This window comes from Streptomyces sp. NPDC111507 (assembly GCF_055638955.1).
This window is the reverse complement of the sequence record NZ_JBVKBU010000008.1, coordinates 305,670-320,045: the sequence shown is the minus strand read 5'-3', so window position 1 is coordinate 320,045 and position 14,376 is coordinate 305,670. Positions and strand designations below refer to the sequence as shown.

Genomic DNA, 14,376 nt, shown 5'->3' with positions numbered 1-14,376 from the left:
GGGGAGAGACGGGTCATGAGAATCAGCGTGTTCGGGCTCGGCTACGTGGGCTGCGTGTCGGCCGCGTGCCTGGCCAGCATGGGGCACGAGGTCATCGGGGTGGATGTCAACCAGGTGAAGGTCGACCTGGTCAACGACGGCAAGGCCCCGGTGGTCGAGGAGCGGATCGGCGAGCTCACCGCCGAGGTCGTGCGGACCGGAGCGCTGCGCGCCACCACCGACGTCCGCGAGGCGATCATGGACAGCGAGGTGTCGCTGGTCTGCGTGGGCACCCCGTCGGAGCCCAACGGCAGCCTCTGCACCACGTACTTGGAGCGGGTCACCGAGCAGATCGGTGCCGCGCTGGCGGATCGAAGTGGGCGCAGTGGGCGGCACACCGTCGTGTTCCGCAGCACCATGCTCCCGGGCACCTGCCTGAACCTGCTGGTACCGATCCTGGAGAAGAACGTCGGCGGCACGGCCGGGGCGGACATCGGGGTCGCGGTCAACCCGGAGTTCCTGCGCGAGGGCACGAGCGTGCGGGACTTCTTCGACCCGCCCAAGACCGTCATCGGCGAGCTCGACCCGGCAAGCGGCGACGCGGTGGCGGCACTGTACGAGGGCTTGCCAGGCGAGGTGTTCCGGGTGCCGGTCCCGACGGCCGAGGCGATCAAGTACGCGGACAACGCGTTCCACGGCCTGAAGATCGGCTTCGCGAACGAGCTGGGCGCGGTGTGCCAGGCGCTCGGGGTGGACTCGCACCAGGTGATGGACGTGTTCCTGGCCGACCGAAAGCTGAACATCAGCCCCGCCTATCTGCGGCCCGGCTTCGCCTTCGGCGGCTCCTGCCTGCCCAAGGACCTGCGCAGCCTGGTCCACGCGGCGCAGCGGGCCGACGTCTCGGTGCCCATCCTCTCCCACGTGCTGCCCTCCAACTCCGACCATCTGCAGCGCGCGGTGGAACTGGTCGAGCGCACCGGCAAGCGCCGGGTGGGCCTGTTCGGGCTGTCCTTCAAACCCGGCACCGACGACCTCCGCGAGAGCCCGCTCGTCGAGTTGGCGGAGAGGCTCTACGGCAAGGGTTACGACCTGAAGATCTACGACGCCAACGTGAGCCTGTCCCGGCTGATCGGCGCGAACCGCGAGTACATCGAGACCCGGCTGCCGCACCTCGCGCAGCTGCTCGCGGAGTCCGTCGACGAGGTGCTCGAACACGCCGAGGTGTGCCTGGTCGGGACCAGGGATCCGGCCGTCCTGTCGGCGCTGCCCCATGGCGACGGTCCGGTGATAGTCGACCTCATCCACCTTCCCGACGCCGAGGCGCGCCGGGCCGAACCGGGGTACGTGGGCCTTGCTTGGTAATGCAATCAGCGGTGACGGGTTGGGCCGACGCGCGCTGATCCTGGTGGAGAACCTGTCGGTGCCGTTCGACCGGCGGGTGTGGCAGGAGTGCACGACCCTGCGCGACGCGGGCTGGGAGGTGCACGTCATCTGTCCCCGCGGGGAGAAGCGGGACACGGAGCCGGAGGCGGTGATCGACGGGGTGCGGATCCACCGCTACCCGTTGCGCGCGGCCACCGGAGGACCGGCCGGCTACCTGCGGGAGTACGGAGCGGCGTTGTGGCACACGGCCCGGCTGGCCCGCAAGGTCGGCCCGGTCGACGTGGTCCACGCCTGCAACCCGCCGGACCTGCTGTTCCTGCCGGCGCTGTGGCTGAAGCGGCGCGGCGCGCGGTTCGTCTTCGACCAGCACGACCTGGTACCCGAGCTGTACCTGTCCCGGTTCGGCCGCGGTGAAGACCGGCTCTACCGCGCCGTGTGCGCGCTGGAACGGCTGACCTACCGGGCCGCGGACATCGTGCTCGCCACGAACGAGAGCTACCGGGACGTCGCGATGCGCCGTGGCGGCCGGCGGCCGGAGGACGTTTTCGTGGTGCGCAGTGCGCCCCAGATCGACCGGTTCCAACCGGTGCCGCCCGAGCCGGAGTTGAAGCGCGGCAAACCTCATCTGCTGTGCTACCTCGGCGTCATGGGCCCTCAGGACGGCGTCGACTACGCCTTGCGGGCCCTCGCGAAGCTGCGCGACGAGCTCGGGCGGACCGACTGGCATGCGGTGTTCGTCGGCGCGGGCGACGCCTTCGACGCGATGGTGGAGCTGTCCCGGCAGCTCGGACTCACGGAGCAGGTGCAGTTCACCGGGCGCATTCCGGACGCCGACCTGGTGCGCTACCTGTCCACCGCGGACGTGTGCCTTTCCCCCGACCCGCGCAATCCGCTGAACGACGTGTCGACCATGAACAAGGTCCTGGAGTACATGGCGATGGGCCGGCCGATCGTCTCGTTCGACCTGAAGGAGGCGCGCGTCTCCGCCGGTGACGCCGCCGTCTACGCGCCCGCCAACGACGAGGCCCAGTTCGCCAAGCTCATCACGGTGTTGCTGGACGATCCGGAGAAGCGGGCCCGGATGGGCAAGATCGGCCAGGAGCGAATTGGCGGGCAGCTTTCCTGGCGTAACTCGCAGGCATCGCTGCTCGCCGCCTACGCCGCCGCGTGCCGTGACCGCACTGCGGTCTCGGCGGGCGGTCCGGTGCGCACAAGGAAGAGGCAGCGCAGTTGAACGAAGACACCATCCGCCTCGTCACGATCGGGCGGATACTCCGTCGGCGGTGGCGGCTTCTCGCCGCCCTCGCCGTGGTGGGCGCACTCGTCGGCTTCGGCACCTCGGTGCTGGTGTTCCCGCCGCGATACACCGCGTCGGCACCGGTACTGCTGCCAGGGGTGTGGGAGGAGCGCGAGCTGCTCACCCAGGTGGACATCGCCACCAGTTCGGCAGTGATCGGCCGCGCGGCCGACGCTCTCCACTGGTCCGGCGTCAGCGACACCGAGCTGCAGAAGAACGTGAGCGCCAAGGCCGCGGACGGGAACATCATCACGATCTCGGGTACGGCCGACACCCCGGAGCGCGCGCAGCGGCTCGCCGACCGGGTGGCCCAGCAATTCGTGCAGTTCACCGCGCAGATCGCGGGTGGCGGCACCGACGCCGGAGCGACCACGGAGACCGAAGCGCTGCGGAAGCAGGTGGCGGAGACCAACCGCCGCATCAGCGACCTGGCCAAGGCGGCCGATCCGGGGCAGACCGTGGAGAGCGTGCAGGCCCGCACCGCGCTCGAGAACCTGCGCACCTCGCTGGAGGACGCCATGAAGAAGCTGGCCGAGGCCAACCCGGCGACCAGCAAGGCAGGCATGGTCGTCATGGGCCCGGCCGCCCGGCCGACCGGTGAGGCGCCGCCGACGAGGACGCAGCTCATCGTCGGCGGGGCGCTGCTGTTCTTCCTGCTCGCGGTCATCGGCCATCTCGTCGCCGCACGGATGAACCGCCGACTGCGCACCGAACCGGAGATCGCCGCGGCACTGGGCTCGACGTTCCTCGGCACCGTCGACGTGCCCGGTGAACGGCGAGCGCAGCGGCCGGAAGGCGGGGGCCCACGAGCCCGGATCAGCCGACTCCTCGGCGTCGACACGCGGTGGGACGTACCGGCCCCGCAGAAGTCCGGCGACGAGGCCGGCAGACAGCTCCGCTACCGGCGGGTGTGCGCCCGCCTCCGGGAGCAACTGCCGGCTCCCCGGCGGCTGCTGGTCGTCGTACCGGACGGCGACGAGATCGCCCGCCGGGCCGCCGGACAGCTCGCCGCCGAGGCCAAGGGTGATCCGCTGCTACGGGTGGTGGCGGTGTCGGTGGACCGGCCGATGGTGCCGGACCACGACACCGAGTCCGGCGCCCTGGTGGTGCTCAGCGCGAGCAGCTGGACCGCGGAGGAGCTCACCGGCATCGCCGAGGCATGCGCGGACGGCAGGCACGAGGTCGTCGGCGTCGTCGTCGCCGGCACGGTCGAGGCCCGCCCCGCGCGGTCCGCCGACCAACTTCCTGACGACGCCACTCTGACGTTCGCGGTGCCCGGCCACGTGAGGGGAGGTTCAGCGTGACGACGAGCACGACTTCGGAGTCGCCGGCGGCCGCCCCGCTCCTCGACCTGCAGGCGCTGGTGGTGGCGGTGCGCAGGCGCCGCCGCCTGTGGAGCGCCATGGCACTCCTCGGCCTGCTGGCCGGTGCGGCGGTGGCGGTGCTGATGCCGCCGCCGCCGAGCGCGATGACCAAGGTGCTGGTCGCGCACGCGGAGGACCAGCCGAACGACACCGGAACGCTGATCCGTACCGACGTCGCGGTGCTGCAGACCACACGGGTCGCCGACATGGCCCTGAAGTCCCTCAAGTCCCCGGAAAAACCCGAGGACTTCATGCGGGACTACCGGGGTACCGGCCTGACCAACAACCTGCTGCAGATCGATGTGACCGCCGACAGCGAGGCGGAGGCGGTGGCCCGGGCCAAGGCGCTGGCCGACGCGTTCGTCACGGACCACGTGACGCGGATGCAGGAAACCGCGAAGGCCGAGTCCAAGGCCCTGCTCGACCAGCGTGACCGCACGCGGGACGAGCTCGCCCAGGTCAACAAGGAGATCGGCGACCGGTCGCCGAACAGCGACCCGACAGCGTCGGCGAGCATCGAGTCGCTCTTCGCCCGCCGGGCCGAACTCAACTCGCGGATCGCCGATTTCGACCAGCGCGCCGCGGATGCGCGTACCGGCACGCCCAGCGTCATCGCCGGCACGCAGGTCGTGGACGCGGCGCGCGCGGTGCGACAGTCCCTGCCCAAGGCCGCGGTCACCGCCGCCGCGGTCGGGCTCGTCCTCGGGCTCGTCCTCGGGCTCGCGCTGGCGGCGGTCGGCGTGGTGGTGGCGGACCGCCCCGTGCTGCGCCGGGACATCGCGGCGAACCTGGGTGCCTCGGTCATCGCGGAGCTGCCCCGCCGGTCGGGCAGGCTGTGGCAGCGCCGACGGACCCGGGTGGCACGCGAACGGCTCACCGGGACTCTGGCCCGTACCGTGCGCGGCTCCGGGGAACCGGTGTCGCTGCTGGAACTGGGCTGTGCGCGCAGTACGAGCGTGCTCGCGCTGAACGTCGCCAGGGCACTGTCGGCCGAGGGACCCGTGGCCATCATCGACGGTCTGCCTGGCCCGCAGCTCTCCGGCCGCCGCCCCAAGCCAGGAGATCCCACCGTCGTCAGCGGCGAGCAAGCCACGGCCGTGCCGGACCAGGGGCACCTGCTCGGCGTCGGCTCGGTCGCACCCGGCACCGCGTGGACCGACCTCCAGTACCTCGGCACCCAGACCGTGCTCGTCGTGCGTGCCGGGCACGGCAGCGCGGCATGGTTGCACACCGTGGCCCGGCAGCTCGCGGACCAGAGCATCCCGGTGATCGGTGTGGTGCTGATCGACCCCGATCCGCGGGACCGGACCGACGGCACGCTGTGGGACGGGCTGCACATCGCGCTGCGCGGCCAGAACGAGCGGCTGGCCCGACGGAACGGTGGGGGTACCTCCCACGCCGTTCAGGCAGTGGGGGAGGGCCGGCGGCAGACGGAGCGGCTGCCGATGTGGGCGGCACGGGTCCCGGACAACAACGAGGAGGTGCGGTAGCACATGTGTGGCATCGCGGGCACTTATCGATGGCCGGACGGGAAGATCGTTACCGACCGGCTCACCGAGACCCTCGCCCACCGCGGTCCGGACGGGGCGGGCCGGTACAGCCACCCCGTCGGTAACGGCGAGGTGCACCTCGGGCACCGCCGGCTGTCCATCATCGACCTGTCCGAGACCGGCGCCCAGCCGATGGCCAAGGACGGCCTCGTCCTGACGTACAACGGAGAGCTGTACAACGCGCCCGAGCTGCGTGCCGAGCTGGCGGCCGCCGGGGTGCGCTTTCGCGGCACCTCCGACACCGAGGTGCTCCTTGAGGCCTGGCGGCGCTGGGGTACCGACTGTCTGCCCCGGCTGCGCGGCATGTTCGCGTTCGGGATCTTCGACGAGCGCACCGGCGAACTGGTGCTGGTCCGGGACCAGTTGGGCATCAAGCCGCTGTTCCTGCTCCGGCGCGGCGAGGGCCTGGTGTTCGCCTCCGAGCTCAAGGCGCTCGCCGTCGCGACCGGCGGCAAGTTGGAGGTGGACCACGCGGCCATGGTGGCCTCGCTGCTCTACTACTGGGTGCCGGACTCGCGGTGCGCGCTCCGCGAGGCGGAGAAGCTGCCGCCAGGTAGCTGGCTGCGGTGCCGGGCCGACGGCCGGGTGGAGCGCGGCCGGTTCTGGAACCTGAAGGACGTCGCCGCCGAGGGCCGGGAGCGCGCCCGGAGTGGCGAACTGCCGGACCTGGCAGCCATCGTCGAGGACTCGACCCGGCAGCACCTGCTCTCCGACGTACCCGTGGCGACCTTCCTCTCCGGTGGGCTCGACTCCAGCTACCTGACCGCGCTGGCGGCCCGCGACCACCCCGGGATCTCCGCCTACACGATCGGGTTCCGCGCCGAGGACGCCAAGTTCGAGGCGATGCCGGACGACCTGCGCTATGCCCACCAGGTGGCCGAGCGGTTCGGCGTCGACCTGCACGAGATCGAGATCGCCCCGAACGTACTCGACCTGCTGCCGCAGATGACGTACCACCTGGACGAGCCGATCGGCGACCCCGCCGCGATCAACACCTTCCTGATCTGCTCGGCCGCCCGGGAGGCCGGGGTCAAGGTGATGCTCTCGGGGATGGGCGCCGACGAGCTGTTCGCCGGGTACCGCAAGCACCTGGCCAACCAGCTCGCGCTGCGTTACCAGCGCGTCCCGCGGCCGCTGCGGCGCGGGGTGTCCGCGGCCGTGGGACGGCTGCCGGTCGCCACGTCCCGCCGGGGGTTCCGGTCGGTGCGCTTCGCGAAGCGGTTCCTCTCCTTCGCCGATCTGCCGGAGGAGACCGCGTTCCGGCGCAGCTACACCATGTACGACCAGGACGAGCTGCTCGCCCTGGTCGACCCGGACCTGGCCGGAACGGTCGACGACGTACTCACCGAGCACGCGGACATCTACCAGGACAACGACCTCGACGACTTCGTCAACCGCATGTGCCTGGGCGACGCCCGGATGTTCCTGCCAGGCCTGAACCTCGCCTACACGGACCGGTCGAGCATGGCCGCGTCGACCGAGGTGCGGGTGCCGTATGTGGACGTCGAGGTGGTCAAGGCGGCGTTCGCCGTGCCCGGCGACCGCAAGATCGTCGGACGGCAGGGCAAGGCCGTCCTCAAGGAGGCGGCCACCTCGATCCTGCCCCGGGAGATCGTGTACCGGCCCAAGGGACTGTTCAGCGCCCCGCTGCGGGCCTGGATGAGCCGGGATCTGGCACCGCTGGTGCGCGAGGTGGTCAACGACGGCGAGCTCGTCCGCTCCGGGTTCCTGCGCCGCGACGCGCTGGCGCGGATGGTCGCCGAGGACGCCGCCGGGCAGCAGGACTTCTCCAAGCATCTGTGGCATGTGCTGACCCTCGAGTACTGGTATCGCGACGCGACCTCCGGGTCCGGCCAGAACTCCCCCGTGACGGCGTAGAAACAAGAGGACTTCGGTGAAACAGGTCGTACAGAACTACAAGAGCGGCGAGCTGGCGGTGCTCGACGTTCCGGTGCCTGGGTGCAAGCCGGGCGGTGTGCTGGTCCGCAGCGCCTACTCGCTGATCTCCACCGGCACAGAGCTCATGAAGGTGTCCGAGGCCGGCATGTCGATGCTGGGCAAGGCCCGCTCGCGGCCCGACCAGGTGGCCAAAGTCATGCAGAGCGTGGCCACCAACGGGGTGCCCGCCACGTACCGCAAGGTGATGGGCAAGCTGGACTCCTACACGCCGCTGGGCTACTCGCTGTGCGGGGTGGTCGAACAGGTCGGCGCCGGCATCGACGACGTGAAGGTCGGCGACCTCGTGGCCTGCGCCGGCAACGAGCACGCGTTGCACGCCGAGCTGAACTGGGTGCCGAAGAACCTCTACACCCCGGTGCCGGACGGCCTCGCGCCGCGGCACGCGGCCTTCGGCACCGTCGGGTCGATCGCCATGCAGGGCGTCCGCCAGGGCGAGCCGCAGCTCGGCGAGGTGGCACTCGTCATCGGCCTCGGCCTGATCGGGCAGCTGGTGGCGCAGCTCCTCACCGCCGCCGGAGTCCGTGTCGTCGGCGCCGACCCCGACCCGGCGCGCTGCGAACTCGCCGAGCGCCTGGGCGCCGCGGCCTGCGGCGACCCCGGGTCCGCGGCCGTGGAAGCCGCCGTCGCCGAACTCACCGACGGCCATGGCGTCGACCAGGTGTACCTGGCGGCCGGCGGCGGCAGCAACCAGCCCGTCGAGCTCGCCGCCCGCCTCTGCCGGGACCGCGGCCGGGTCGTCGACATCGGCAAGTGCCGCCTGGACCTGCCGTGGAACGCGTACTACGAGAAGGAACTCGACGTCCGGTTCTCGCGTTCCTACGGGCCCGGGCGCTACGACCCGTCGTACGAGCTGGAGGGGCGCGACTACCCGATCGGCTATGTGCGCTGGACCGAGCGCCGCAACCTGGCCTGCTTCCTCGACCTCGTCGCCCGCGGCAGGGTCGACGTGGAACCCCTGATCTCCCACGTCGCCGCCTTCGACGATGCCGTCGAGACGTACCAGCGCCTGAAGGACGGCGAACTCAAGGCCGTGGCCGTGCTGTTCCGGTACCCCGAACAGGACGCCGAGAAGGCCGAGCCGGCGGCCCCGGCGGTGGCCGTGCCCGCGGTGACCGTGAAGCCGAGTCCGGCCCGGGCCACCAACTCGCCGGTGCGTCTGGCGTTCATCGGCGCGGGGAACTACGCGACGTCGATGCTGTTGCCGCACCTGGCCCAGCGCGAAGGCGTGAAGTTGTCGACGGTGGTCACCACGACGGCGCTGTCCGCGGCCAACGCCCAGCGGAAGTTCGGCTTCGAAGAGGCGACCACCGACCTCGACGCCGTGCTCGGCGACAAGTCCGTCGACGCGGTGTTCGTCGTCACCCGGCACAGCTCGCACGCCGAACTGACCCGGCAGGCACTGCTGGCCGGCAAGACCGTGTTCGTCGAGAAGCCATTGGCCCTCACCGAGGACGAGCTGGCTGGCGTGCTCGCGGCGGTGGAGGAGTCCGGCAACGACCGGCTGCAGGTGGGCTTCAACCGCCGGTTCGCGCCGCTGCTCCAGGAGGCCAAGAACAGGTTCGGCGCCCGGACCGGTCCGGCGAACCTCCGCTACCTGGTCAACGCGGGCCGACTGCAGCACGGCAGCTGGTACCTCCAACAGGGCACCGAGGGCTCCCGGTTCGCCGGTGAGGGCGGCCACTTCATCGACACGGCGAGCTGGCTGCTCGACGCGGACCCGGTCTCCGTGTACGCGACCGCCACCTCCGGTAACGAGGACCTCCAGGTCGTACTGCGCTACCCGGACGGATCCACCGCCACCATCAGTTACGTCACCACCGGCCCGTCCGGCTTTCCCAAGGAGACCCTGGACCTGGTCGCGGACGGCAGCGCACTGCGGCTCGACGACTTCGTCCGTGCCTCGGTGTACGGCCGTAAGAAGTGGGTCAGTTCGCGGCTGCCCAAGGCCCGGGACAAGGGCCAGAACGCCGAACTGGCCGCGTTCATCAGGGCCGTTCGGACCGGCGGGCCGATGCCGGTGCCGCTGGAGTCGCTGGTCGCCACCACGGCGGCCACCCTCGCCGTGCAGGCCGGCCTGGCCGGTGGCGCGCCGGTGACCCTGGCGAGGTCCCGATGACCATGAGCGCGGGCTGGTACCTCCGGCGGCTGTCCCGGATGGGACCGCAGGAGATCGCCGGCCGGGTGAGCGACACGGTGCGCAGGCGCCGCTGGCGGTCGGCGCAGCCCGACTGTCCGAGCGTGACTGGCGCCCGGTTCACCGCCGTCCTGCCCGCGGGCACGATCGCCGCCATCGCTCCGGACGCCGCGAAACGTCTCGGCGCCGAGGCGGACCGGCTGATGGACGGGCACGGCGAGTTCTTCGGGGTGGACCGTGACGACCTGGTCGACCCGGACTGGTCGTACGACCCGAAGACCGGCCGCCGGGCTCCGCAGGTCTACGCCTTCGACGTGCCGTACCGCGACGAGGGCGCGGTCGGGGACATCAAGCAGATCTGGGAGCCGTCCCGGCACCAGTACCTCACCCAGCTCGCCGCCGCCTACGCGATCAGCGGGAACGAGCGGTACGCCGAGCGCGTGGCCGAGCATCTGCGGTCGTGGTGGTCGGCCAACCCGCCGCTGCGCGGCGTCCATTGGGTCAGCGGCATCGAGCTGGGCATCCGGCTGCTGTCCTGGGTGTGGATCCGCCGACTGCTCGAAGGCTGGCCGGGCGCGGCCGGGCTGTTCGAGGACAACCCGGTGGCGCTGAACCAGATCTGGCACCACCAGCGCTGGCTGGCCGCCTTCCCCAGCCGGGGCTCTTCGGCCAACAATCACGTCATCGCCGAGGATGCCGGCCAGTTGGCCGCGGCCTGCGCGTTCGACTGGTTCCCCGACTCGGCGCGCTGGCGGGCCGGCGCACTGCGGTCGCTGGAGCGGCAACTGCGCGGCAACACCTACCTCTCCGGCCTCAACCGCGAGCTGGCCACCGAGTACCACGGACTGGTCCTGGAGCTCGGCCTGGCCGCCGTGGCCGAGGCGGATGCCGCAGGCGTTCAAGTCCCCGCGACCGTCCGCCTGGTACTGCTGCGCATGACCGACGCGCTCGCGGCCGTCGTCGACAACCGGCTCCGGCCGCCGCGTCAGGGGGACGCGGACGACGGGCACGGTCTGATCGTGGACGGCGCGGGCACCGATCGCTGGGGCTCGCTGCTGGCCACCGGGGAGGCCGTGTTCGGCCGGCTCGACTGGTGGCCGACGGTGACCGGCACCGATGTGCGCACCCCGCTGCTGGCCGCGCTCGTCAAGCCCACCGAACCGTCCGGGACCCGCCCGGCGAGCCGACCGGCCCACTTCGCCGACGCCGGCATGACGATCCTGCGCGGCCCGGAGGAGATCTGGTGCCGCTGCGACGGTGGTCCGCACGGCTTCCTGTCCATCGCCGCGCACGCCCACGCGGACGCGCTGTCCGTGGAGGTCCGGCAAGACGGGGTCGACGTACTCGCCGACCCGGGGACGTACTGCTATCACGGGCAGCCCGAGTGGCGGCAGTACTTCCGGTCGACCCTCGGCCACAACACCCTCCAGTTGGACGGCGCTGACCAGTCCGTCTCCGGCGGCCCGTTCCTGTGGACCCGGCATGCCGAGAGCCGTGTCCTGGTCGCGGACCCGTCCGGCGAGGTGGCCCGCTGGTCTGCCGAGCACGACGGTTACCAGGGCTCCGTGCATCGCCGCCGGGTGGAACTGATCGCCGAGAGCCAGGAGTTGAAGCTGGTCGACGAGGTGAGCGGCCCGCGCCGGACCGTGCGGCTGGCTTTCCACCTCGGCCCGGCGATCACCGCGGACCTGGTCGGAAGCCGGGCCCGGCTCACCTGGACCCGCGACGGCGAGGACCGTTCCGCCGTACTCGACCTGCCCGAGGAGCTGTCCTGGCAGGCGCATCACGGCGAGAGCGAGCCGCCGCTGGGCTGGTACTCCGCCGGCTTCGGGCGCAAGGAACCCGCCACCACCCTGATCGGCAGCGGCTCCACCGACGGCACGGCGGGTTTCACCACCGTGCTCAGGTTCCGCGGCTAGGGGGGCGCGTGGGGATCAAGAGGCGGCCCTGGGCGTTGGCGGTGGCACCGCTGGCGCTGGCCCTGTTGGCGGCGACCGGCTGTGACAGCAGCACGCCGGAAGGCGATGCGAAACCGACCGCAGTGCCGACCACGTCCGGGGCCCGGTCCACGTCCCTGGCCCGGGTGTGCGCCAACCCCGCGGCCGGGCCGACCAAGGCACCGGCGGGTGCGGTGACGGTCGACCCGGCGAAGGTCGGTGACCTGGCGGCGAAGACCAAGAGCAACCCGCCGAACACCACGTTCTGGCTCCGGCCGGGCAAGCACCGGCTCGACCCGGACCGCTACGCCCAGGTCGTCCCAAAGAAGGGGGACCGCTACATCGGTGCGCCGGGCGCGGTGCTCGACGGCGGGAAGAAGAACCAGTACGCGTTCAGCGGCAGCGCCAGTGGCGTCAGCATCCGCTACCTGACCGTGCAGCGTTTCGCGGCGCCGTCCGACGAGGGGGTGGTCAACCACGACTCGGCCGACGGATGGGTGATCGAGGACTCGACGATCCAGGACAACGACGGTGCCGGGCTGATGGCCGGTGGCCGCCAGCAGGTCCGCGCCAACTGCCTGAAGAACAACGGCCAGTACGGCATGAACGCGTACAAGGGCAACGGCCGTCTCACCGGCCTGGTGGTCGAGGGCAACGAGATCGTCGGCAACAACACCGGCGACTGGGAGCGGCGCAAGCCGGGCTGCGGCTGCACCGGCGGCATCAAGTTCTGGGACGTCAACGGCGCGGACATCCGTGGGAACTGGGTGCACGACAACCGGGGCACCGGGTTGTGGGCGGACACCAACAACAACGACTTCCTCATCGAGAACAACGTCATCGAGGCCAACGACGGTGCCGCGCTGATCTACGAGATCAGCTACAACGCGATCATCCGGAACAACACGATCCGGCGGAACAACTGGGTCGAGGGCCGCAAGGCGGCCGACGCCGGCGACAGCTTCCCGTTCGCGACGATCTACCTGTCCGAGTCGGGCGGCGAACCACGGATCAAGGCCCGCACCGACAAGATCGAGATCTACAAGAACGCGCTGGAGAACAACTGGTCCGGGATCACCCTGTGGGAGAACGCCGACCGGTTCTGCAACAGCCCGGCCAACACCTCCTCCGGTGACTGCACGTTGCTGGTGAAGAAGACCGGCAGCTGCAGGAATCCCGCGATCGCCAAGGCGCCGCTCTACTCCGACTGCCGGTGGAAGACCCAGCGGGTGGACATCCACGACAACCGCTTCGTGCTCGACAAGTCCGTCCTCAAGTGCACGGAGAAGTGCGACCGCATGGCGGTGCTGTCCAACTACGGCACCTATCCGGACTGGTCGCCGTACCACGGCGAGCCGGTGGCCGACGCGATCACCACCAAGCAGCACAACCGCTGGCACGACAACGTCTACGTCGGACCGTGGAAGTTCGTCGCCCACGACCCGGCCCGCGTGCTCGACTTCACGCAGTGGCAGGGCACGCCGTACCAGCAGGACAAGGGCAGCACCCTCGACCTCACCGCGAAGGTCGGTGGTTGAGATGGAGGCGGAGCGCACGCCGAAGATCGTCGGGGTGGTCTGGGGACTGCTGGTCCTCAACACGCTCGGCTCCGCCGGGGCGAAGACCATCGTCCCGCTGCCCCGTTCCCTCATCCAGCTGGTCACCATGGGTGCGCTGGTCGCCGCGTTCACGCTGGCGCTCGCGGTCAATCTCCGGCTGCGCATCCGAGCCAGTGCGTACGTGCTCCTGCTCACCCTGCTGCTGGTGACGAGCCTGATCTCCAGCGTGCAACTGGAGTCCGGGTTCGGCGCCCTGTTCCGCTGCTTCCGGCTGACTCTCTTCGTCAGCACGCTGTGGTTGCTCAGCCGCTGGTGGGACAGCAGTCTGACGTTCGTACGGCACCACATCCGGATGTACTTCGCGGTGCTTGGGTCGGTGGCCGCCGGCCTGCTCGTCTCACCAGGCGCGGCCCTGCCCGACCTCTACGGCGGGCGCCTGGTCGGCGCGTTGTGGCCACTCACCCCGCCGCAGATCGGACAGTACGCCGCGGTGATCATCGGGCTCACCGTGCTGCTCGTACTGGGCCGCCGGGTCGACAGGACCAGCGCGGCGCTGGTCATCGTGCCGTCACTCGTCCTGCTCGCGCTGACCCATACCCGGACGGCCACGCTCGGCCTGGTGCTCGGGCTGGTGCTGGCGATCGGCTCGCTCCTGCTCACCAGCGCCGCGGCCCGCCGCTTCTTCACCTGGGCGGTGGCGATCGCCACGGTGGCCGCGGTGGGATTCGCCTCCATGCTCCAGACGTGGTTCCTGCGCGGACAGAGCAAGGAGAACTTCTCCAGCCTCACCGGCCGGGCCAAGGTATGGGACGCCCTGCTGGCCGCGCCCCGGACGACCGGGGAGAAGCTGTTCGGCGTGGGCCTGGGCGACAAGTCCTTCGGCGGCCTGCCGATCGACAACAGTTGGCTGGCCGTCTACAACGAGCAGGGCCTGATCGGCGTCACCCTCGTCGCGGCGATCATCATCGTGCTGGGCGGCGTCGCGTTGCTGCGGCCACCCTCGCTGCAGCGGGCCTGCGCGATCTTCCTGATCAGCTACTGCGCGATCGCGTCGTACACCGAGGCCGGTCTCGGCGACGCCTCGCCGTATCTGCTGCATCTGGCCCTGGCCGCCTCGCTGTTGGCGACACCTGCCCAGGCCACACCCCTCGCGCTGCCCGAGGTCCCTCGACGGCATGTCCCGCGCTGGGCCCAGAGATCGGAGGTGAGGTGAG

9 protein-coding genes are annotated in these 14,376 nt (G+C 70.9%); all 9 read left to right on the top strand.

The window, feature by feature from the left end:
- The first annotated feature begins 15 nt into the window (after positions 1–15).
- The 9 genes from ACZ7M2_RS30830 to ACZ7M2_RS30790 are packed head-to-tail and all read left to right on the top strand — an operon-like array spanning position 16 to position 14,375.
- Positions 16–1,341, top strand: a complete 1,326-nt coding sequence (locus ACZ7M2_RS30830) for a nucleotide sugar dehydrogenase (protein ID WP_471598077.1) — start codon at positions 16–18, stop codon at positions 1,339–1,341.
- On the top strand, positions 1,331–2,596 hold the full coding sequence (locus ACZ7M2_RS30825) for a glycosyltransferase family 4 protein (protein ID WP_471598076.1): 1,266 nt from the start codon (positions 1,331–1,333) through the stop codon (positions 2,594–2,596). The genes ACZ7M2_RS30830 and ACZ7M2_RS30825 overlap by 11 nt, the downstream gene beginning before the upstream one ends.
- On the top strand, positions 2,593–3,963 hold the full coding sequence (locus ACZ7M2_RS30820) for a Wzz/FepE/Etk N-terminal domain-containing protein (protein WP_471598075.1): 1,371 nt from the start codon (positions 2,593–2,595) through the stop codon (positions 3,961–3,963). Before ACZ7M2_RS30825 ends, ACZ7M2_RS30820 begins: the two co-directional genes overlap by 4 nt.
- Positions 3,960–5,513: a Wzz/FepE/Etk N-terminal domain-containing protein gene (locus ACZ7M2_RS30815; RefSeq protein WP_471598074.1), complete on the top strand. Its 1,554-nt coding sequence runs from the start codon at positions 3,960–3,962 to the stop codon at positions 5,511–5,513. The genes ACZ7M2_RS30820 and ACZ7M2_RS30815 overlap by 4 nt, the downstream gene beginning before the upstream one ends.
- A gap of 3 nt (positions 5,514–5,516) precedes the next feature.
- On the top strand, positions 5,517–7,451 hold the full coding sequence (gene asnB, locus ACZ7M2_RS30810; RefSeq protein ID WP_471598073.1) for an asparagine synthase (glutamine-hydrolyzing): 1,935 nt from the start codon (positions 5,517–5,519) through the stop codon (positions 7,449–7,451).
- Between the two features lie 16 nt (positions 7,452–7,467).
- A complete protein-coding gene (locus ACZ7M2_RS30805; RefSeq protein ID WP_471598072.1) occupies positions 7,468–9,648 on the top strand; it encodes a bi-domain-containing oxidoreductase in 2,181 nt (726 codons plus the stop codon).
- The gene (locus tag ACZ7M2_RS30800) at positions 9,645–11,585 is read left to right on the top strand and encodes a heparinase II/III family protein (RefSeq protein WP_471598071.1); all 1,941 of its coding nucleotides are present in this window, start codon (positions 9,645–9,647) and stop codon (positions 11,583–11,585) included. The genes ACZ7M2_RS30805 and ACZ7M2_RS30800 overlap by 4 nt, the downstream gene beginning before the upstream one ends.
- An 8-nt stretch (positions 11,586–11,593) precedes the next feature.
- On the top strand, positions 11,594–13,141 hold the full coding sequence (locus ACZ7M2_RS30795) for a right-handed parallel beta-helix repeat-containing protein (protein WP_471598070.1): 1,548 nt from the start codon (positions 11,594–11,596) through the stop codon (positions 13,139–13,141).
- 1 nt (position 13,142) lies between these two features.
- The gene (locus tag ACZ7M2_RS30790) at positions 13,143–14,375 is read left to right on the top strand and encodes an O-antigen ligase domain-containing protein (RefSeq protein ID WP_471598069.1); all 1,233 of its coding nucleotides are present in this window, start codon (positions 13,143–13,145) and stop codon (positions 14,373–14,375) included.
- Position 14,376 lies beyond the last annotated feature (1 nt).

Coding starts and splice junctions, on each gene's coding strand:
- ACZ7M2_RS30830 (WP_471598077.1), top strand. CDS start 16: ATGAGAATCAGCGTGTTCGGGCTCGGCTACGTGGGCTGCGTGTCGGCC.
- ACZ7M2_RS30790 (WP_471598069.1), top strand. CDS start 13,143: ATGGAGGCGGAGCGCACGCCGAAGATCGTCGGGGTGGTCTGGGGACTG.
- ACZ7M2_RS30800 (WP_471598071.1), top strand. CDS start 9,645: ATGACCATGAGCGCGGGCTGGTACCTCCGGCGGCTGTCCCGGATGGGA.
- asnB (WP_471598073.1), top strand. CDS start 5,517: ATGTGTGGCATCGCGGGCACTTATCGATGGCCGGACGGGAAGATCGTT.